Origin of the sequence: Micromonospora sp. NPDC049903 (genome assembly GCF_044460945.1) — a bacterium.
GTDB lineage: Bacteria > Actinomycetota > Actinomycetes > Mycobacteriales > Micromonosporaceae > Micromonospora.
In genome coordinates, this window is sequence record NZ_JBITKL010000050.1 from 1 (window position 1) to 19,454 (window position 19,454).

Below are 19,454 nucleotides of genomic sequence, written 5' to 3' on the forward strand. Positions count from 1 at the left end.
CGGCTCCGGTCCCAACCCCGCCCCTTTCGGGGCCCCCCCCGCCGGGCCCCGGCGGGGGGGGGGGGGGGCCCGCCGGGGGGGGGGGGGGGCCCCCCGGGGGGGGGGGGGGCGGGCCGCCCCCCCCCACGTCACGGGGTCAGGCGCTGCGGGCGTCCCGGGCGCGGGCCGCGAGCGCCCGCACCACACCGTCGCGGCCCTCAGCCACCAGCCGACGCAGCGGCCCCGGGTGGCCCTCCTGCGTCAACCAGGCGTCGGTGGCCTCGACCGTGTCGTCGTCGACCAGGTACGCCGGATACACCAGCATGGCGAACTCCTGAGCCGGCTCGCTGTCCCGGCGCGCCCAGACCTGCCCGACGGTGTCGAAGTACCGGTCCCGGTAGGGCGTGACCAGCTCGACCTGGGTGGGGTGGGTGAAGCCCTGCAGCAGCGCCCGGTTCCGCCAGTTCGGCAGCGCCTCGGCCCCGGTGAGCTGGGCCCAGACCGCGGCCTTGTTCTCCGCGGTGGGCAGCAGAGCCTGCGCGTACGCGGCCTCCCGCTCGCCGCTGGAGGTCTTGTCCCTGGCCAGCTCTGCCTCGATCTCGGGCACACCGGCCACACCGTTGGCGACCAGCGACTGCAACACGCTCCAGCGCAGCTCGGTGTCGATGGTCAGCCCGGTGGTCACCTCGGAGCCGTCCAGCCAGCCGCGCAGGACCGCCAGGTCCTCCCCGGAGCGGGCCGCCGAGACGTACGCCCGGGCCCAGGCCAGCTGGAAACCGCTGCCGGGCTCGGCGGCGGCGAGCGCGGTCCGCGCGGTCCGGGCCAGGTCGGCCCAGCCGGTCGGCGCCCAGTCCGGGTCGGCGTAGAAGGTGATGGCGGTGCTGACCTGGCGCAGCGTGGCGGTGACCAGGTTGATGTCCCGCTCGGCCGGCAGCCCGGCCAGCACCAGCGCCACGTAGTCGCGGGTGGCCAGCTCGGCGTCGCGGGTCATGTCCCACGCGGCCGTCCAGCACAGCGCACGCGCCAGCGACGACTCGAAGCCGGCGATGTGCTGCACCACCGTCGACATCGACCGCTCGTCCAGGCGCAGCTTGGTGTACGTGAGGTCGTCGTCGTTGAGCAGCAGCACGTCGGCTGACCGCACCCCGGCGAGTGCGGTCAGCTCGGTCGACTCGCCGTCGACGTCCACCTCGTACCGTTCGCGGCGCTCCAGGCGACCGTCGGTGAGGTCGTAGAGGCCGACCCCGATCCGGTGGGTCCGCAGCGTCGGGTGACCCTGCGGCGCCTCCTGGCGGACCAGGACCCGCTGGTACGTGCCGTCCTCGCCGATGGTCAGCTCCGGCCGCAGCGTGTTGACCTGCGCCGTCTCCAGCCACTGGGTGGCGAAGGTGCGCAGCTTGCGCCCGGAGGCGGTCTCCAGCTCGGTGAGCAGGTCGTCGAAGGTGGCGTTGCCCCAGGCGTGCTTGGCGAAGTACGCCCGCAGACCCGCCAGGAACGGCTCCTCACCGACGTACGCCACGAGCTGCTTGAGCACGCTGGCGCCCTTGGCGTACGTGATGCCGTCGAAGTTGACCTCGACCGCCTCCAGGTCCGGCATCTCGCAGTACACCGGGTGGGTGGAGGAGAGCTGGTCCTGCCGGTAGCCCCAGTTCTTCCGGATGGACAGGAACGTCGTCCACGCCTCGGTGAAGCGGGTCGCGTGCGTGTTGCACCAGTGGCTCGCCCACTCGGCGAACGACTCGTTCAGCCACAGGTCGTTCCACCAGCGCATGGTGACCAGGTCACCGAACCACATGTGCGCCAGCTCGTGCAGGATCGTGTTGGCCCGCTGCTCGTACTCGTAGTCGGTCACCTGCGACCGGAACAGGTAGTACGACTCGGCGTGCGTGACGCAGCCGAAGTTCTCCATCGCGCCGGCGTTGAAGTCCGGCACCCAGACCTGGTCGTACTTGGGCAGCGGGTAACGCACCCCGAACTGCTCGTGGAAGAAGTCGAAGCCCTGCGTCGTGATCAGGTTCAGGTCCTCGGCGTCGAGGTACTGCGCCATGCTGGCCCGGCAGAAGTAGCCCAGGTCGATGCCGTCGTGGACGTACCGGACCTCGTGGTAGGGCCCGGCGCAGAGCGCGGTGATGTAGGTGCTCATCCGCGGTGAGGTGGTGAAGTGCAGGGTCTTGCACCCCTCACCCGCCGCCTCCTCGCGCTCCACCGGCATGTTGGAGACGGCCTTCCAGTGCTCCGGGACGGTGGCGTGCCAGGTGTAGACGCTCTTCAGGTCGGGCTGGTCGAAGCAGGCGTACGTGCGCTGCGCGTCGGCGGTCTCGAACTGCGAGTAGAGGTAGGTCTCGCCGTCGACCGGGTCGACGCTGCGGTGCAGGCCCTGCCCCGAGCTGGAGTACGCGAAGTCGGCGTCGACGACCAGCGTGTTCTCCTCGGCCAGGCCGGTCAGAGCCAGCCCCTTCTCGGCCGACCAGTCGGTCAGGTCGACCGGGTCGCCGTTGAGCGTCGCCGAGCGTACCGAGTCCGCAGCGACCTCGATGAACGTGCTGGCGCCCGGCTCGCTGCACCGGAATCGCACCTCGGTGGTCGATCGGAAGGTGCGGCCACCGGCCGCGTGTACGGCGCTGGACAGGTCCAGGTTGATGTCGTACCCGGTCACGTCGAGCAGTCGGGCCCGCTCGGTCGCCTCGACCTGTGTCAGGTTGCGCACTCCCGGCACGTTCGTCTCCATCCCACTATCGCCGCACGTCACGGTCACCTCAGCCGTCGACCGCTCGTGACGGCCGGTCCGAGCCTGAGTCTTCCATGTGTCAAGAGCCGTCGGTGGGCGAGGTCACGCGGTCCAATACCGGCCGATCGCACCCGTGCGGAGTAAAGATGCGTGATAGGCCGGTCGAATCGGCATCTCCGTTGCGAAGGGACCTAAACGTGAACGAGCGTGTCAGTGTCGACATGTGGTTCGACCCGATCTGCCCATGGGCGTGGATCACCTCCCGATGGCTGCTGGAGGTGGAGCGGGTCCGTGACATCGACGTCCGCTACCACGTGATGAGCCTGTCGGTGCTCAACGAGGGGCGGGAGCTGCCCGAGGCGTACCAGGAGATCATGAAGACCGGTTGGGGTCCGGTCCGCGTCTGCATCGCCGTCTCGCAGCGGTACGGCCCGGACGCCGTCCGGAACCTCTACACCGCCATGGGCACCCGGATCCACCTCGGCAAGGAGGAGCGCGGCCCGGAACTGTACGCCGCCGCGCTGACCGACGCCGGACTGGACCCGGCGCTGGCCTCGGCGGCCGACGACACCACCCTGGACGCGGCCCTGCGGGAGAGCCACGAAGCGGGGATGCGCCCGGTCGGCACCGAGGTCGGCACCCCGGTGGTGCACGCCCCGGGTCCGGACGGCAAGCAGGTCGCCTTCTTCGGCCCGGTGGTCACCCCGGCCCCCAAGGGCGAGGCCGCCGGCCGACTCTGGGACGGCGTGATGCTGGTCGCCGGCACGCCCGGCTTCTTCGAACTCAAGCGCAGCCGCGACATCGACCCCATCTTCGACTGAGGTGTAAGGAAGGGCCCCCTGTTAACGCCTCCGGTAGAGCAGGGGTCCCTTCTTAACAACAAACACCGGTGCCCGCCGGTGCCGCCGCGTTGCCGCCGGTGCCGCCGCCGTACTGCCGGTGGCTTGGCGTCACCGCCGGCTTCGTGGGCTCGTTTGACCAGGTGTCCGCAGCGGCGATCCGGCGGCCCGTCACGGCTGCCGGCCGCTCACCGCAGCACGTGGAGGAAGCCATGGCCAAACACCGTGCGCCCGTCGACGACCTGCAGTGGTGGGAGGAACGCGGGAGCGGCGTGGACCGGAAGGCGGTCGACCTCCGCTGGCCGGCCCCCAGGAAGGGCCCTGCCGACGGCCTGGCCCGGGTGCCGACCGGATCGGGTGTGGTGGGCGTGGCCCGGGTACCCGCCACCTCCCGCCTGACGCCACCGGATCGGGACCTGCGCGACCAGGGCCCACGGCCGGAACGGGCTACCCGCCGCGCTGTCGACGCCGGCCAGCCGGCACCCGATGCCCGCCAACCGGCACCCGATGCCCAACCGGCACCAGGTGCGCGCCAGCCGGCGTCCGGCACCCGCCAGTCGGCATCAGGTGCCCGAGGTCGGCATCAACAGAGCACCGAGCCTGAGTGTTAACAAGGGTCCCCTGCTCTACCTGAGGCGTTAATAAGGTGCCCTTCCTTGCGCCAACTGGTGGACGGAGTGCGGGTCGGCGGGTGGGGCTGTCATCGCCGCCGGTAGCGTCAGCGGACATGACGGTCGTGCACCCGATCAACCGGGCCTGGATCACCACGGGCGGCACCGGCGCCCAGAACTACGACGAGTTCGCCGACGACGCGGAGATCACCGCGATCATCGAGGCGAACCCGCACAGCGCCCTCGGCATCGAGATGCCGCACCGGGCTCCGGAGAGTCTCGGCAAGTCCTTCGCCGACGCCCTGCCGGATGCGGTGACCCGGCTGGCCGAGGCGAAGGCCGACGGCAGCTACACGCCGGCCGAGCAGGTGGTGGTGCTTTACCGCATCAGCGCGCCCGGTGAGGACTCCGCGTACGGGCTGTGGGCGATGGTCGACACCGACCAGATCTCCACCCGCGCCGACGAGCCGGGCCTGGTCATCCGCAACGAGGACGTCTTCATCGCGAAGGTGCGCGAGCGCGTCGCGCTGGCCGAGACGCTGGGTCACCTGCTCTCGCCGGTGCTGCTGTTGCAGACCGGGCGGGGCGACGAACTGCACGCCGCCCTGGCCGCCGCCACCGACGCCGCCGGTGCGCCCGCCGCCACCGACACCGACCAGGCCGGCCGCACGCACGCCATCTGGCTGCTCGGGCCGGGGCCGCGCCAGGACGAGCTGACCGCGCTGGCCGGCGGCGGTGAACTGGTCGTCGCCGACGGCAACCACCGCAGCCTGGCCGCCCAGACCGGTGGACTGCCGCGCTTCCTGGCGGTCGTGACCACACCCGCCTCGGTGGCCATCCAGCCGTACAACCGCCTGGTCAGCGAGCTGACCACCACCCCCGACGAGCTGCTCGACCGGCTGCGCGCCGCAGGCGCCGAGGTCACCGACGTCACCGGCCCGGCCGAGGTCCCGACCACCGGCGGCACCGTCGTGCTCCAGCTTCCCGGTCGGGCGTACGCGGTGACGCTGCCGCACACCGGCGCCAACCGGCTGGAGAACCTGGACCACGCCCTGGTCGAGCGGCTGCTGCTGCGCGACGCCCTGGGGCTGGACCCGGGTGACAAGCGGATCACGTACGTCGGCGGTGACTACCCGGCGAGCTGGCTGACCGGTGAGGTCGAGGCCGGCCGGGCCGAGTTGGCCGTGCTCGTCGCGCCGGTGACCGTGGACGATTTCGTTGCGGTCAACCTGGCTCGGGAGAAGATGCCGCGCAAGAGCACCTGGTTCACCCCGAAGGCACGCGGCGGCCTGGTCGTCGCCGAGCTTGCCGACCGTTCCTGACGCGACACCCAATCCCGCCCGTCGTCACGGCATGACCGGCCCCGGCTCGCCCGCATAGCGGGAATCCGCCCGCCCGTCGTCACGCGACCTCGGCCTCGCCCGTCGTCACGCGACCTCGGCTCCGCCCGCAGTCGTGGGATTTCGGCCCCGCCCAGTCGCCACGGCCGGGCGGGGCCGAGGCGCGTTGCGGGACGGCATGGCGTTAGAAGACGGCGCGCGTTGCGGGACGACGCGCGTTGCGGGGACGTCGTGCGTTGGGGGACGGGAGGCGTCGTTCCCGGCGAAGGACGGCAGGCGCCCCGCGGCGGGCGAGGAGTCGGTTTCGTGCCGGGCCGGGGCACGGGCTCCCGCCTAGCGGGTCGGGGCACCGCCCCCGCTCGGTGCGCCACGGCGGGCCTGACAGACTGCCCGGTATGCGCGTCTACCTGGGATCCGATCACGCCGGTTTCGAGCTGAAGGTGCACCTGGCCAACCACCTCGCCAAGGAGGGCTACGAGGTGGTCGACGTGGGTCCACACGCCTACGACCCGGACGACGACTACCCGGCCTTCTGCCTGCACGCCGGTACCCGGGTGGTGGCCGACGAGGGCAGCCTGGGCGTGGTGATCGGCGGCTCCGGCAACGGCGAGCAGATCGCCGCGAACAAGGTGGCCGGGGTCCGGGCGGCGCTGGCCTGGAGCGTGGAGACCGCGCAGCTCGGGCGGCAGCACAACGACGCCAACGTGGTCGCCGTCGGCGCGCGCCAGCACACGCTGGACGAGGCCACCGCGATCGTCGAGGCGTTCCTCACCACCGCGTTCTCCGGCAGCGACCGGCACGCCCGCCGGATCGCCCAGGTGGCCGACTACGAGCGCACCCGCGAGCTGCCCGACCTTCCCTGAGCAAGCGACCGGTCGGGCCCTGAGCTTGCGGCCGGTCGGCCCCTGAGCAAGCGACCGGTCACGTCGGCCGGTCGTACTCGCCCATGCCGCAGAACGGTCGGCCTGGAAGTGCCGCCGGGTGCGGTCAGCGGCGGGGCAGCTCGTCGCGGGGGGTCCAGTTCCGGCGGACGATGACCATCCGGGCGGCCGCCTCGGCCAGGTCCTCGTCGGTGGGCCGGGCGGCATCCCGGGCCCGCATCGCCGCGGTCACGTTGACCTGCGACGAGCCGGAGCCGACCAGTCCGCGTAGCCCACGCTCGCCGTCTTCGGCCTGCCCGCCGCCGCGCCGTCCGCGCGGCGGCGGCTCTCCGCCGTCGTGCACGTTCGCGGTGGTCGCCGTGGTGCCGCCGTCGACAGGAGTGTCCAGCCCGCCGTGATGCCGGTGCCGTCGCCGTCGTCGCTCCGCGTCCGCCATCCCTTGACCGTACCCGCCGTCAGAACACCTCCAGGGCGGACGCGGCGCGGTGCCAGCCGAAGGCGGGGGCGGCGGCCAGCGTTCCCGGGCGCAGCTCGCGTACCCGACCGGCGTCGGCCAGCGCGGCCAGGCCGACGCCGCCGAGGAACAGCTCGCCGAGGCAGCGTACGTCGCAGGCGAGGTCAGCCGGGTCGTCGGTACGGGTGCACTCCGCCTTGTCCGGCCCACCGCGCAGCCGCCACCGGCCGGTGTTCTCGGGCAGCAGTTCGTCGTCCACCTCGATGACCACGTCGACGTCGGTGGCGTAGCGCCGGGCGGCGAGCGCGGTCGGCACGTCCACCACCCGTACCCAGAGTGCGTCGCTCATCTGAGCGACGAGCATGCGTGGTTCGTTCACCATCCGCAGCAGCGGCTCGTCCACCGCCGCCCGTCGCACCACGACCTGTCGCGTCAGGTCGATCGAGAGCAGCATCCGCCAGATCGACCGGTACGCCGCCGGCGTGGCCGCCACCACCTCCTCGACCGTGGTCACGCCCTTCGGCCCGGCGTTGTTCCACTCGCTCTTGGTGCGGAACAGTCCGTAGCCGTCGACCCCGTCCGGCCCCTCGTGCAGCACCACCCGCAGCTCGGTGGCGCCGCTGCGCTGCGATTTCGGGTCCATCAGCACGTACCGCCACCAGCGTTCGTCCCGCGACGACCAGCCGGGCCGGTCGCCGCGGACCCGGTCGTAGACCGTCGCGAGGTCGGCCTGCCGGTCGGCGGGCCGGTCCAGGCGGAGCCGACCCTCGTCCGACGTCGGCGCCGGCAGACGAAGCTCGGTGGTCTCCCCGTTGATCATCAATCGTTGGGCGGCCAGGCCGTACCCGAACCGGGGATAGATCCGCCCCTCGCTGGCCCAGAGCACCGCGACCGGCTCCCGCCCGGCGTGGTGGATCTCCCGGAGCTGCCGGCGCATCATCGCGCTGAGCAGGCCCTGCCGCCGGTGGGTGGGCGCCACCCCGACCAGCGTGACGTGCGCGGCCGGCATCTCGCCGCCGGGCACACCCAGTTCCCGGGTGTACGCGGCGGCGCTGGCCACCAACTCCGACCCGTCGCGGACCAGCAGGGCGCGTTCCGGCTCGAAGATCGCCCGTTCGGTCTCGTGGGCCTCGGAGTCGACCTCGTGGTGAAAGAGCACGCCGAGGAAACGGCCGATGTCGTCGTAGTCCTCGGGGCGGCCGGTGCTGATGGTGGGAGCGAAGGTGTTCACCGCTCGTGTCTAGCTGATCGACGCGGGTCGGGCGACCGATTTGCGCGCTCGTTACTCTCGAAGTCTCCAGCGGTGGCCGGTGGCCGCCGCCGGTCCAGGGGGAGGGAACGACGACATGGCCGACCAGACGCAGCCGTGGGCGGAGCGCACCGTCGAGGTGCCGCCGCAGTCCGATGCGGGCATTCCGGCCCAGCGTGACCCGTACCGGCGGGGTGTGGCCTCGGTCGGTGCCCGCGCGCCGCGTACCGAGCCGTTCTCGGTGGTGGACCACGAGCCGACCGGCACCGGCTGGCCGGGCGAGCCCGCGCCGCGTCGGCCGCTGAGCTGGCACGTGGCCCAGCTCAAGCGCGGCGGGGAGTGGAGTGCGGCCGGCGCGCTGGTCGCGTTCGTGTGCTGGGGGATCTGGGCGATCTCGGGCGGCGGTGACCTGGTCGGCCCGTTCCTGATCTTCATCCTGAGCCTGCTGGTCGGTGCCGGTCTGTTCGCGCTCACCCGGCTGATCGGCCGGCTGGTGCTGGAACGGCAGCTCGGTCGGGTACGCCGCAGCGCCCGGGGCGCGCACCTGGTCACGGCGATCTTCCTGACCGGTCTGGGCATCGCCTACCTGCAACAGACCCAGTGGATCGTGGACGCCTGGAACTGGCTGTTCAGCTGAGCCCGACGTCGCGACGGGACACCGTGCGGACACCGGGCGGGCCGACCGTACGGCCGACCCGCCCGGAAGCGGTCGCGCAGCCCGCGACCGAGGTCGTCACTCCACCAGGACGGCGGCCTGCTTACCCGGCGTGACGCGGTTCATCCCCGGCGCGCGGCACCCGTCCGTGCTTTCCGCCCGCTGGGCATGCGCGGCAGGCCCCGGGGCTGCGCGACCGCTCGCCGGCCCGTCATGGACCGCAGTAGAGCAGGCGGTTCGGTGTGCCGCTGCTCACCCCGCCGACCACGCCGACCGTGGCCCGCCCGGTCAGGTAGGTGGCGACCTGCGCCGGGCTCCACCCGGGGTTGGCCTGGAGGGCGAGGGCGGCGCATCCGGCGACGTGCGCGGTCGCCGGTGAACCGCCGCTGATGGTGGCGGTGGCGGTGTCCGTGGTGTGCCAGGTCGAGGTGATGTTCGCGCCCGGCGCGTACAGGTCGAGGCAGGAGCCGTAGTTGCCCGACGGCATCCGGGCGTCGGTGATCGTGGTGCCGGCGGCGGTCAGTGCGGCCGGCACCCGGCCGGGCGAGTAGGCGCAGGCGTTGCCGTTGGCGCTGCCGGCGGTCACCGCGTAGGTGATGCCCGAGGCGATCGAGGCGGTCACCGCCGCGTCCAGTGCGCTGCTCGCGGCACCGCCCAGCGCCAGCACCGCCACCGCCGGGCGGACGGCGTTCGCGGTCACCCAGTCCACGCCGCCGATCACCTGGGCGATGCTGCCGCTGCCTGCGCAGTTGAGCACCCGCACCGGGTGCAGCCGCACCCGCTTGGCCACCCCGTGCAGCGTGCCGCCGACCGTGCCGGCCAGGTGGGTGCCGTGCCCGTTGCAGTCGTCCGCCGGCAGGCCGTCCACCAGGTCCACGCCGGTGCCGACCCGTCCGCCGAAGTCCCGGTGGGTGGCCCGCACCCCGGTGTCGATCACGTACGCGCGCACGTCCGGCGCGGTGTTCGGGTACGCGTACCGCCCATCCAGGGGTAGGTTCCGCTGGTCGATCCGGTCCAGTCCCCAGGACGGCGGATTGAGCTGCACCCCCGGGTCGGCCAGCGTCACGATCCGGTTCTGCTCGACGTAGGCGACCGCCGGGTCGGCGGCGAGTCGACGGGCGGCCGGCTCGCTCAGGCGTACCTCGAACCCGCGCAGCGCCGCGGTGAAGATCCGGTCGACGCGTCCGGCGTACCGGTCGGCCAGCCGGTCGGCGACGGCTGAGGGCGCGACGCCGGTACGCGCCGTGGCGTCGTCGCGGAGCACGACGAGGTAGCTGCCGGCGACGGCGGTGGCCGCGTCGGCGTACCTGATCTCGCCGGTGGCCGGTGCCCCGGCGGCCGGCATGCCGGTCAGCGGGACCAGGACGGCGGTGGTGAGCAGGGCGGCGAGGGACGCGCGGGTGGCGGCCGGACGTCGCCGGAACGGACGGGGGAGTGGCATGGATCCTCCTCCTGGCTGCGCCCCCGTCCGGGTTCTCCGGTGGAGGCGTCGACGGTAGCCAGGATGGTACCCAGATATCCAAGAGTGTGGATTGATCAGGAGGTTCGGCCGAGGATCTCGCGGGCGGCCTCGCCCATCGGGTCCTCCCGGGTGGGCAGCTTCCGGATCGATTCCACCATCTCGTCGTGGAAGACCTCGAACAGCCGGTGCAGCTCCTTCGCCGGGTGGTCGGCGTCGTCGACCCGCAGGTCCCACAGCGGGTACGGCTGGTCGCCGATCACCGTGACGGTCGCCGACCGCGAACCCGCCCGGTCGCCACCGGCCTGCTCGCCCAGCTGGATCGCCCGCAGCAACCGCTCGGCCAGCTCCAGGTCGGGATTGTCCAGGAACATCTCCACGACCTCGTCGAGCGGATCCGGCCCGACCAGCCGGTTGCCCTGCGCCGCGTAGCCCGGCCCGACCCGGTGGCCGGACCAGTCCAGCGTGCGCTCGCCGCTGAAGGCGTAGGAGCGGCCCTGATTGTCGACCATGCCGACCTGCCGTACCTCGCGACCCGGGTCCCGGGCCAGCACCTCGTCCACCACCTCCTGCGGCGACCGGCCCTCGGCGAGCATCGGCAGGCCGTCGTACGCCAGGATCGGGTTGGTCACGGCCTGGGTGGCCACGGCCCCGGCACCGGCGAGGACATGGGTCACCAACTTGCCGACTCCGGGCTTGGCGGTGAGCGCGGCGACGCCCAGCTCACCGGTGCGCCGACAGCGGGCCACGATCGAGAAGGTCACGGCCGGTGCCTACCCGGCCGCGCCTTCCGGCACTCGTCGCCTTCCGGGTGACGCACGGAGTCACCGTCGCCGCACCTGCACTGCTGTCGGCTGTGCCGTCTCGGCGGAGCCCGTCACTCCGCCAGGTAGCCGGTCGCCGGGTCGATCTCGGCGAGGAACTCCCGGATCGCCTGCACCAACTCGTCCCGGGTCAACGCGAGCCCGCCCGAGTTGGTCAGTCCGAAGCCGTACTCGTGCGGCCCGCTGAGCCAGTCGAAGTCGTACGACCCCGGCCGACCAACCTGCGTACTCACCCGGAACTGTTCCCCGTCGACGGTCAACAGCACCGACTCCCGGTCGTCGTGCTCCGGCCGCAGGTGCTCCGGCACCAGACCCGGCTCCGGTTCGTCCGACATGCCCGCTCCTCCCCGCCTGAACTGCTGTTCCGGCATAAACTGTGTCCGATGGACCAGGCGAGACCGCACACCGTCCAGTCGATCAGCGCCGACCTGCGTGCCCTCGGGGTCGACGCGGGTGACGTCCTGATTCTGCACTCGTCCAACCGCAGCCTCGGGTTCGTCGCCGGAGGCATCGAGGCTCTGGTGCACGCCCTGCTGGCGACGCTCGGTCCGGACGGCACGCTCGTCGTACCCACGCACACACCCCACAACACGGACCCGGCCGGCTGGCAGCATCCGCCCGTACCCGAGCCGTGGTGGCCGGTGATCCGCGAGCAGACCCCCGGCTTCGACCCGTCCCGTACGCCCAGCCGCTGGATGGGCGCCGTCCCCGAGGTGGTGCGTACCTGGCCGGGCGCCCATCGCAGCACTCACCCGCAGTTCTCCTTCGCCGCCCTCGGCGCGGACGCCGCCGAGATCGTGGCCGGACACCGCCCGGACGACGGCCTGGGCGAGACCTCACCGCTCGGCGCGGTATACCGACGCGACGGCAAAGTCCTCCTGCTCGGCTGCGGACACGACTCCAACACCTCGCTGCACCTGGCCGAGTGGCGGCAACCCTCGTCCCCACGCGCCGCCACCGGCTCCTCGGTCCGCCAACCGGACGGCACGAGCCGCTGGACGACCTGGGCCGACATCGTCACCGACGAGAGCGACTTCGTCCGCCTGGGCGACGACTTCGAGGCCACCGGCGCGGCGACGATCGGTCGGGTCGGCAACGCCACGGCCCGCCTGATGTCCCAACGGGCGCTCGTCGACTTCGCCACCACCTGGATGGCCGCCCACCGCCACACCAAGAACGACGCCAGCCCCGACCGGAACTGACACCGGCCGAGCCACCTGACATCGACGATCGCTCGCCCGCGCTCGTCAGAGCCCCACGTGATGCTCAGGACCGTTCCGACGCCGGGCCCGATGTTCACGGACCCAGTAGGTGACCATGAGGGCCAACGCGCCGAGTAGGAGCACGGTGCCGACCCACTGGCTCGGAGTACGCCACGTGCTGGGAGTGACCTCGGTCAGGTTTCCCAGCCCCAGCAACGCGTAGAAGCCCATGCATGCTGCCCCTGCGGCCCATAGGCGGGGGTGATGCATCGTCCGTCCGAACAGTCGCACCGTTGACCTATGTCGGCTGTGGACGGCCAGCCAGGCGGCGCACCCGACGAGGGCGACAGCGGCGGTAGCGAGCAGGAGGTCTACGGCTGTTGCGTCCGCCTCGTGGATCGTCACGGGCATCACGGTAGCGGTGGCGCACACCTGCCGACGTCTGGCATGTGAACAGCCCGGCCGTGACGCCGCGCCACGATGCGGGCGGCTCTGATCGACCAGCTCACCAACCCAAAGCGGGCTAGAACGGCAGCGGCCCAGGCTGGGCAATCACGCCGCTGACCTGGGCCGGTGGTGCTGGAGCGGGCGACGAGAATCGAACTCGCACCGTCAGTTTGGAAGACTGAAGCTCTGCCATTGAGCTACGCCCGCGTACGCCCCGACGGATCAGGGCGCGCCGACAGCGTACCCAATGCGCGTCTGCCCCGCGCGGCCGTATCCGGCGCGGCGTCCGCGCGGCCGTCAGGCGCGGCGCGCGGATCGCCGACGATGGGCGATCCCGGCCTTTATTTCCTGTTTATCCCGTTCGGCGCGTTGGGTGATGCCCCGGCATCCCTTTGTCGGACCGACGGCATAGACTGCACGTCGCCACGGGGTGTGGCGCAGCTTGGTAGCGCACTCGCTTTGGGAGCGAGGGGCCGTGGGTTCAAATCCCGCCACCCCGACTGCCGCTCGCGGCCGGGTCGTCCCGGGCGCCGGTCACCGTTCCGGGTCCTGCCGTTCGTGCGGTTCCCGGGCGCTGCCGGCCCGCCGTGCCGGCTCGCCTACACTCTATGGGCTGTAAGAGCGCCCAGAGACAACCGAGATCCGTCAAGGAGTACGCCTGTGAAGAGCACCGTCGAGACTCTGAGCCCGACGCGCGTGCGGCTCGCCATCGAGGTGCCGTTCGTCGAGCTCGAGCCGAGCCTCAAGAAGGCGTACCGGGAGATCGGTCAGCAGATCCAGATTCCCGGCTTCCGCCGGGGCAAGGTCCCGTCCGCGATCATCGACCAGCGGGTCGGCCGGGGCACCGTGCTCAACGAGGCAGTGCAGGAGGCGATCCCGCAGAACATCCTGAGCGCGGTCCGCGAGCACGACCTCAAGACCCTGGGTCGTCCCGAGGTGGAGATCACCGAGTTCAACGACGGTGACTCGCTCAACTTCACCGCCGAGGTCGACGTCCGGCCGGAGATCACCCTGCCCGACCTGGCCAGCATCGAGGTCACCGTCGACGAGCTCAAGATCGACGACAGCGAGATCGACGAGCAGGTGAAGAGCCTGCGCGAGCGCTTCGCCACCCTCAAGACCGTGGAGCGGCCGGCCGCCGAGGGCGACTACGTGCAGATCGACCTGCGGGCGACCGTCGACGGCGAGGAGGTGCCGGGCGGCTCGGCCAGCAACATCTCCCACGAGGTGGGCAGCAAGCAGCTCCTGCCGGGCCTGGACGAGGCCGTGGTCGGCCTCTCCGCCGGGGAGGACACCACCTTCACCACCCAGCTCGTCGGTGGCGACTTCGCCGGTCGGGACGCGGACGTGGCGGTGACCGTGCGTACGGTCAAGGAGAAGGAGCTGCCCGAGCTGGACGACGACTTCGCCCAGCTGGCCAGCGAGTTCGACACCATCGGTGAGCTGCGCGACGACCTGCGTGAGCGGGTCACCCGGGGCAAGCGGGTCGAGCAGATCTACGCCGCCCGGGACAAGGCCCTCGAGCAGCTCGTCGAGGTCGCCGACGTGCCGGCGCCGGAGGGTGTCATCCGCGACGAGGTGGAGAGCCGCAAGCAGGCGATGGTCGACCAGCTTGAGCGCATCGGCGCCTCGATGGAGGACTACCTCTCCGCCGAGGAGAAGACCGAGGAGCAGATCGACGCCGAGCTGACCGAGGCTGCCACCCAGGGCGTCAAGGTCCAGCTGCTGCTCGACACCCTGGCCGACGCCGAGGACACCCAGGTCTCCGACGACGAGTTCGGCCACGAGATCGTGCACCGCGCCCAGCGCGCCGGCATGGCCCCCCAGCAGTACTACGACCAGCTGGTCCGCTCCGGCACGGCCGGCGCGGTCTACGGCGACGTGCGGCGGGGCAAGGCGCTCGCCTCGGTCATGGAGCGCGTCAAGATCAAGGACTCGGCCGGCAACGAGGTGAGCCTCGACGCTCTCCGTGAGGCGAGCGAGCAGGAGCACGCGCACGAGCACTGATCGCGGGGGTGGGCCACCGTCCGCCGGTAGCGGTGGGTGGTGGCCCGATTCCTTTACCGGGTACGCCTTGCGGGGGTCCTGCGCTGAGAGCGAACAGTGCCCGGACCGGGACTCTGCCGCCCGGTGCAGCGGTTAGTGTCGGACACGACGGTACGGAGAGCGAAGGGCTGCCATGACCGACATGCACATCCCAGCGAAGCCGCTCCGGGCGATCGACGCCCGTGGCGGTGACACCATTGGCAACCTCGACGACTCGGTCTACAACCGGTTGCTCAAGGAGCGGATCGTCTTCCTGGGCAGCGAGGTGACCGACCAGGTCGCCAACCGCATCTGCGCGCAGCTGCTGCTGCTCGCTGCGGAGGACCCGGACCGCGACATCAACCTCTGGATCAACTCGCCCGGTGGCTCCGTCTACTCGGGTATGGCCATCTACGACACCATGCAGTTCATCGACAACGACGTGTCGACCGTGGCGATGGGCATGGCGGCCTCCATGGGCCAGCTGCTGCTCTGCGCGGGCACCAAGGGCAAGCGCTACGCCCTCCCGCACGCCCGGATCATGATGCACCAGCCCTCCGGCGGCATGGGCGGCACCGCGGCCGACATCGCGATCCAGGCCGAGCAGATGCTCTACACCAAGCGGATGTTCCAGGAGCGGGTCGCCTCCCACACCGGCCAGTCCCCGGCGCAGATCGAGGCGGACTCGGACCGCGACCGTTGGTTCACCGCCCAGGAGGCCGTGGACTACGGCTTCATCGACAAGGTGATCACCGGGGCCGCCCAGGTTCCCGAGGGCGCCGGGACCCTGAGCTGATCGAGGAGCAGACGATGACCGACCTGAGCCTGCCGCCACAGTTCGCGGCCGTGCACAACCGCTACGTCCTGCCGTCGTTCGTGGAGCGCACGTCGTACGGGGTCAAGGAGTCCAACCCGTACAACAAGCTCTTCGAGGACCGGATCATCTTCCTCGGCGTCCAGGTGGACGACGCGTCGGCCAACGACGTGATGGCCCAGCTGCTCACCCTGGAGGGGACCGACCCCGACCGGGACATCATCATGTACATCAACTCGCCCGGTGGTTCGTTCACCGCCATGACGGCGATCTACGACACCATGCAGTACGTCCGGCCGGACATCCAGACCGTGTGCCTGGGCCAGGCCGCGTCCGCCGCCGCCGTGCTGCTGGCGGCGGGTACCCCCGGCAAGCGGATGGCCCTGCCGAACTCGCGGATCATCATCCACCAGCCGGCCACCGAGGGCGGCTACGGGCAGGGCTCGGACATCGAGATCCAGGCCCGGGAGATCCTGCGGATGCGGACCCAGCTGGAGGAGATGCTCTCCCGGCACTGCAACCGCGCGGTCGACCTGGTGCGCAAGGACATCGACCGTGACAAGATCATGACGGCCGAGGAGTCCCGCGAGTACGGGCTGGTCGACACGATCCTCACCAGCCGCAAGAAGGGACTGCTGGCCGCCAACTCGGCTGGCTGACCGGTACCACGTCAGAGGTCGGCGGGGTCTGTCGCCCGCCGGCCTCTGACACACCCGTTTTGGGGGTCGGAGAAAGCTCCGACAGCGGGTAACGTCGGGTCCGTACGACTTAGCCGGGTGACCGGCGGGGTAAGAAGACGGGCGGAGCGGAAGCATCCGCAGGTCGTGGCCGGGGCTCCGGCCGATGAGTGCAGGGAGAACGTAGGTGGCACGGATCGGTGACGGTGGCGACCTACTCAAGTGCTCCTTCTGCGGTAAATCGCAGAAGCAGGTCAAGAAGCTCATCGCGGGCCCTGGGGTCTACATCTGCGACGAGTGCATCGATCTCTGTAACGAGATCATCGAAGAGGAGCTGGCCGAGTCCGGCGAGGTGAAGTGGGAAGAGCTTCCCAAGCCGATGGAGATCTGCCAGTTCCTCGACAACTACGTCGTGGGGCAGGAGCAGGCCAAGAAGGCGCTCGCGGTGGCGGTCTACAACCACTACAAGCGCATCCAGGCCGAGGCGGCCGGCGCACCGGGCGCCGGTAACGACGGCGTCGAGCTGGCCAAGTCGAACATCCTTCTGCTCGGGCCGACCGGGTGCGGCAAGACCCACCTGGCCCAGACGCTGGCGCGGATGCTCAACGTTCCGTTCGCCATCGCCGACGCCACCGCCCTCACCGAGGCCGGCTACGTCGGCGAGGACGTGGAGAACATCCTCCTCAAGCTGATCCAGGCCGCCGACTACGACATCAAGCGTGCCGAGACCGGGATCATCTACATCGACGAGGTCGACAAGATCGCCCGGAAGTCGGAGAACCCGTCGATCACCCGGGACGTCTCCGGCGAGGGTGTGCAGCAGGCGCTGCTCAAGATGCTCGAAGGCACGGTTGCCAACGTCCCGCCGCAGGGCGGTCGGAAGCACCCGCACCAGGAGTTCATCCAGATCGACACCACCAACGTGCTGTTCATCTGCGGTGGTGCCTTCGCCGGGCTGGACCAGATCATCGAGGCGCGTACCGGTCACGGCGGCACCGGCTTCGGCGCCCGTCTCCGGGCCGTCTCCGAGCGGTCCACCGACGACATCTTCAGCCAGGTCATGCCGGAGGACATGCTCAAGTTCGGGCTGATCCCCGAGTTCATCGGCCGGCTCCCGGTGATCACCAGCGTGCGCAGCCTGGACCGCAGCGCGCTGGTCCGCATCCTCACCGAGCCCCGCAACGCGCTGGTCCGCCAATACCAGCGCCTCTTCGAGCTGGACGGCGTCGAGCTGGAGTTCGAGCACCCGGCGCTGGAGGCGATCGCCGACCAGGCGATGTTGCGTGGCACCGGCGCCCGTGGCCTACGGGCGATCATGGAGGAGGTCCTGCTCTCCGTGATGTACGAGGTGCCCAGCAACCCTGACGCCGCCCGGGTGCTCATCAGCCGCGAGGCGGTGCTGGAGAACGTGAACCCGACCATCGTGCCGCGTGAGTTCACCGGCCGTCGGGCGCGGCGCGAGCGCGAGGAGAAGTCGGCCTGAGTCGGCCGGTGCCAGGCTCTCGCGCTGCCATCGACGGCAGTTCGGTCGTACGCTGGCAGACATGCGCGTCGCTGTCTGCCAGCTGAACTCTCGGGACGACCGGAAGGCGAACCTGGTCGCCGCGGAGGCCCTGATCGACCGCGCGGCCCATGCCGGCGCCGACCTGGTGCTCCTCCCCGAGTACGTCGACTATCTCGGCCCGTCGGCGGGGATGCCCGCAGCGGAGCCGGTCGACGGCGAGGTCGGTCGGTTCTTCGCCGACGTCGCCCGCCGACGCGGCATCTGGTTGATCGCCGGCTCCTTCCACGAGTCCGGCCCGGATCCCGAGCACACCTGGAACACCACGCTGGTCTTCGACAGGTCCGGCACGCTTGCCGCCAGCTATCGCAAGATCCACCTGTACGACGTGGAGATTCCCGGTCGGGTCTCGTACCGGGAGTCGGCCACCGTGGCCCCCGGTGACCGACCGGTGGTGGTGGACGTCGAGGGCGTACGCGTCGGCCTGTCGATCTGTTACGACCTGAGGTTCCCGGAGCTGTACCGGCAGCTCGCGTCCGATGGGGGTGCACACCTGCTGGTGGTGCCGGCGGCGTTCATGATGCACACCGGCCGCGACCACTGGGAGGTGTTGTTGCGCGCTCGCGCGATCGAGAACCAGTGCTTCGTCGCGGCGGCCGGCCAGACCGGCGACCACGAACCAGCCCGTACCTGTTACGGCCGGAGCATGGTGGTCGACCCCTGGGGTTCGGTGCTGTCCCAGGTGCCTGACGGCCCGGGGTTCGCGGTGGCCGATCTCGACCTGGACCGGTTGGCGCGCATCCGCGCCGAGCTGCCGAGCCTGGCCAACCGACGGATGTGACCGTCGCTATCCCTGTAGCAGGACGCCCACCAGCGCGAAGCCGGCGATAGCGGCTGCGGTCACCAGCAGCGCGGTGCTCATCCGCGACGGGCCGCGCCGCACCAGTCGCCCGATCGAGGCCACCACCGCGAACAGCACGAACGCACCGATGATCAGCTGCCAGAACGGCAGGAGGAGCCCGAGCAGCGCGTCCTCGGCGAGGACCGGACTGGCGGGCCGGGACACGTCATCCATGCCAGACACTCTGGCACGTCCGGGCCTGCCACGGTCGGCGCCGACAGGACAGGTTCCACCGCAGGTGGTCGCGTGACGACGGGGGAGACCCGCGAGCGATCGTCACCATCGACAGACCCTGATTTGCCTTCTCCGGGACGTCCGCGTAACTTTCTCTCTGCACGGGGAAGGCCGGGGCAAACCGGCCGACAACGGGCGCCAGGACCGGATCGACGTAGTCGATCTGAGACTGAGACCGGGCGGTGCGAAAGGCTCCATGAGACGGAGTTGCGATCGCGAAGCCGACCGGGTAGAGTTTCGAAGCCGGCAGGGAGCCGGGCGGGTCGCCGGGAATGGTGATCGGCCGGTCTTGCCGCTTCCCGCGACAGAAACGACCGCCCGATGGGCGTGCGTCAGCGCGGACCCGAGCAAGCTACGAAGTAAAAGCCTGAATCTTCAGGTTGCACTACGAGAGCGGCTCAGATAGTTTGGAGCGGTTGCCCCAGACGCGGTCAGGCCAAAGCCGGATCGAGTGTGGTGTGTGGTTGTTCTTTGAGAACTCAACAGGGTGCTTGATAAGCCAGTGCCAAATTGTTTTATGATGCCCCGTGCCAACTTTTGGGTTGGTGGGGATTCCTTTGGCAACATTTTGTTGCTGGGGTTTGCTTTTCCAATAGGTTTTTGTTGGAGAGTTTGATCCTGGCTCAGGACGAAC

At 70.7% G+C, this 19,454-nt stretch carries 18 protein-coding genes and 2 tRNA genes; 11 read left to right on the forward strand and 9 right to left on the reverse strand.

Going from position 1 to position 19,454, the window contains the following annotated elements:
• Positions 1–136 precede the first annotated feature (136 nt).
• Positions 137–2,686 carry an aminopeptidase N gene (gene pepN, locus ACIBO1_RS31870; protein WP_396752970.1) on the reverse strand — a complete coding sequence of 850 codons (2,550 nt, stop codon included), beginning with the start codon at positions 2,684–2,686 and terminating at the stop codon, positions 137–139.
• A gap of 218 nt (positions 2,687–2,904) precedes the next feature.
• Here pepN and ACIBO1_RS31875 point away from each other — a divergent pair, with 218 nt between their 5' ends.
• The 3 genes from ACIBO1_RS31875 (at position 2,905) to ACIBO1_RS31885 (ending at position 6,360) form a co-directional block, all read left to right on the forward strand.
• Positions 2,905–3,528 (forward strand): disulfide bond formation protein DsbA, encoded by a 624-nt coding sequence (locus ACIBO1_RS31875; protein WP_396752972.1) that lies wholly within the window; start codon positions 2,905–2,907, stop codon positions 3,526–3,528.
• Positions 3,529–4,273: 745 nt separating this feature from the next.
• Positions 4,274–5,479, forward strand: coding sequence for a DUF1015 family protein (locus ACIBO1_RS31880; protein ID WP_396752974.1), 1,206 nt, complete (start codon positions 4,274–4,276; stop codon positions 5,477–5,479).
• Between the two features lie 413 nt (positions 5,480–5,892).
• Positions 5,893–6,360 carry a ribose-5-phosphate isomerase gene (locus tag ACIBO1_RS31885; protein WP_396752976.1) on the forward strand — a complete coding sequence of 156 codons (468 nt, stop codon included), beginning with the start codon at positions 5,893–5,895 and terminating at the stop codon, positions 6,358–6,360.
• Between the two features lie 124 nt (positions 6,361–6,484).
• On the opposite strand, the gene ACIBO1_RS31890 is transcribed toward ACIBO1_RS31885, so the two are convergent.
• The gene (locus ACIBO1_RS31890; protein WP_396752978.1) at positions 6,485–6,814 is read right to left on the reverse strand and encodes a hypothetical protein; all 330 of its coding nucleotides are present in this window, start codon (positions 6,812–6,814) and stop codon (positions 6,485–6,487) included.
• A 19-nt stretch (positions 6,815–6,833) separates the two neighbouring features.
• The gene (locus tag ACIBO1_RS31895; RefSeq protein ID WP_396752980.1) at positions 6,834–8,063 is read right to left on the reverse strand and encodes a GNAT family N-acetyltransferase; all 1,230 of its coding nucleotides are present in this window, start codon (positions 8,061–8,063) and stop codon (positions 6,834–6,836) included.
• A 115-nt stretch (positions 8,064–8,178) separates the two neighbouring features.
• On the opposite strand from ACIBO1_RS31895, the gene ACIBO1_RS31900 reads away from it, so the two are divergent.
• A complete protein-coding gene (locus ACIBO1_RS31900; protein ID WP_396752982.1) occupies positions 8,179–8,718 on the forward strand; it encodes a hypothetical protein in 540 nt (179 codons plus the stop codon).
• Positions 8,719–8,947: 229 nt separating this feature from the next.
• Here the strand turns inward: ACIBO1_RS31900 and ACIBO1_RS31905 are convergent, their stop codons facing one another.
• The 3 genes from ACIBO1_RS31905 to ACIBO1_RS31915 all read right to left on the reverse strand — a co-directional run bounded on the left by ACIBO1_RS31905 (position 8,948) and on the right by ACIBO1_RS31915 (position 11,354).
• Positions 8,948–10,177: a S8 family serine peptidase gene (locus ACIBO1_RS31905; protein WP_396752984.1), complete on the reverse strand. Its 1,230-nt coding sequence runs from the start codon at positions 10,175–10,177 to the stop codon at positions 8,948–8,950.
• Between the two features lie 95 nt (positions 10,178–10,272).
• A complete protein-coding gene (locus ACIBO1_RS31910) occupies positions 10,273–10,959 on the reverse strand; it encodes a DUF1028 domain-containing protein (protein ID WP_396752986.1) in 687 nt (228 codons plus the stop codon).
• Between the two features lie 113 nt (positions 10,960–11,072).
• Positions 11,073–11,354 carry a hypothetical protein gene (locus ACIBO1_RS31915; RefSeq protein WP_396752988.1) on the reverse strand — a complete coding sequence of 94 codons (282 nt, stop codon included), beginning with the start codon at positions 11,352–11,354 and terminating at the stop codon, positions 11,073–11,075.
• 48 nt (positions 11,355–11,402) lie between these two features.
• On the opposite strand from ACIBO1_RS31915, the gene ACIBO1_RS31920 reads away from it, so the two are divergent.
• Positions 11,403–12,221: an aminoglycoside N(3)-acetyltransferase gene (locus ACIBO1_RS31920; RefSeq protein ID WP_396752990.1), complete on the forward strand. Its 819-nt coding sequence runs from the start codon at positions 11,403–11,405 to the stop codon at positions 12,219–12,221.
• A 580-nt stretch (positions 12,222–12,801) separates the two neighbouring features.
• Here the strand turns inward: ACIBO1_RS31920 and ACIBO1_RS31925 are convergent.
• A tRNA-Gly gene (locus ACIBO1_RS31925) sits at positions 12,802–12,875 on the reverse strand.
• A 219-nt stretch (positions 12,876–13,094) separates the two neighbouring features.
• Here ACIBO1_RS31925 and ACIBO1_RS31930 point away from each other — a divergent pair.
• The 6 genes from ACIBO1_RS31930 to ACIBO1_RS31955 all read left to right on the forward strand — a co-directional run bounded on the left by ACIBO1_RS31930 (position 13,095) and on the right by ACIBO1_RS31955 (position 18,526).
• A tRNA-Pro gene (locus ACIBO1_RS31930) sits at positions 13,095–13,168 on the forward strand.
• A gap of 160 nt (positions 13,169–13,328) precedes the next feature.
• Entirely contained in the window at positions 13,329–14,675 is a 1,347-nt protein-coding gene (gene tig / locus ACIBO1_RS31935) for a trigger factor (protein WP_396752992.1), read from the forward strand.
• Positions 14,676–14,847: 172 nt separating this feature from the next.
• Positions 14,848–15,489: a ClpP family protease gene (locus ACIBO1_RS31940; protein WP_131052514.1), complete on the forward strand. Its 642-nt coding sequence runs from the start codon at positions 14,848–14,850 to the stop codon at positions 15,487–15,489.
• 14 nt (positions 15,490–15,503) lie between these two features.
• A complete protein-coding gene (locus tag ACIBO1_RS31945) occupies positions 15,504–16,166 on the forward strand; it encodes an ATP-dependent Clp protease proteolytic subunit (RefSeq protein ID WP_350700497.1) in 663 nt (220 codons plus the stop codon).
• A gap of 205 nt (positions 16,167–16,371) precedes the next feature.
• Positions 16,372–17,667: an ATP-dependent Clp protease ATP-binding subunit ClpX gene (gene clpX, locus ACIBO1_RS31950; RefSeq protein ID WP_396699071.1), complete on the forward strand. Its 1,296-nt coding sequence runs from the start codon at positions 16,372–16,374 to the stop codon at positions 17,665–17,667.
• A 61-nt stretch (positions 17,668–17,728) separates the two neighbouring features.
• Positions 17,729–18,526, forward strand: coding sequence for a carbon-nitrogen hydrolase family protein (locus ACIBO1_RS31955; protein ID WP_396752994.1), 798 nt, complete (start codon positions 17,729–17,731; stop codon positions 18,524–18,526).
• Positions 18,527–18,532: 6 nt separating this feature from the next.
• Here ACIBO1_RS31955 and ACIBO1_RS31960 read toward each other — a convergent pair whose 3' ends face one another.
• Complete coding sequence (locus ACIBO1_RS31960) at positions 18,533–18,760, reverse strand: hypothetical protein (RefSeq protein WP_350700503.1); 228 nt, start codon at positions 18,758–18,760, stop codon at positions 18,533–18,535.
• A 445-nt stretch (positions 18,761–19,205) separates the two neighbouring features.
• Positions 19,206–19,454: hypothetical protein (locus tag ACIBO1_RS31965; protein ID WP_396752996.1), on the reverse strand; the 249-nt coding region annotated here is incomplete at its 5' end.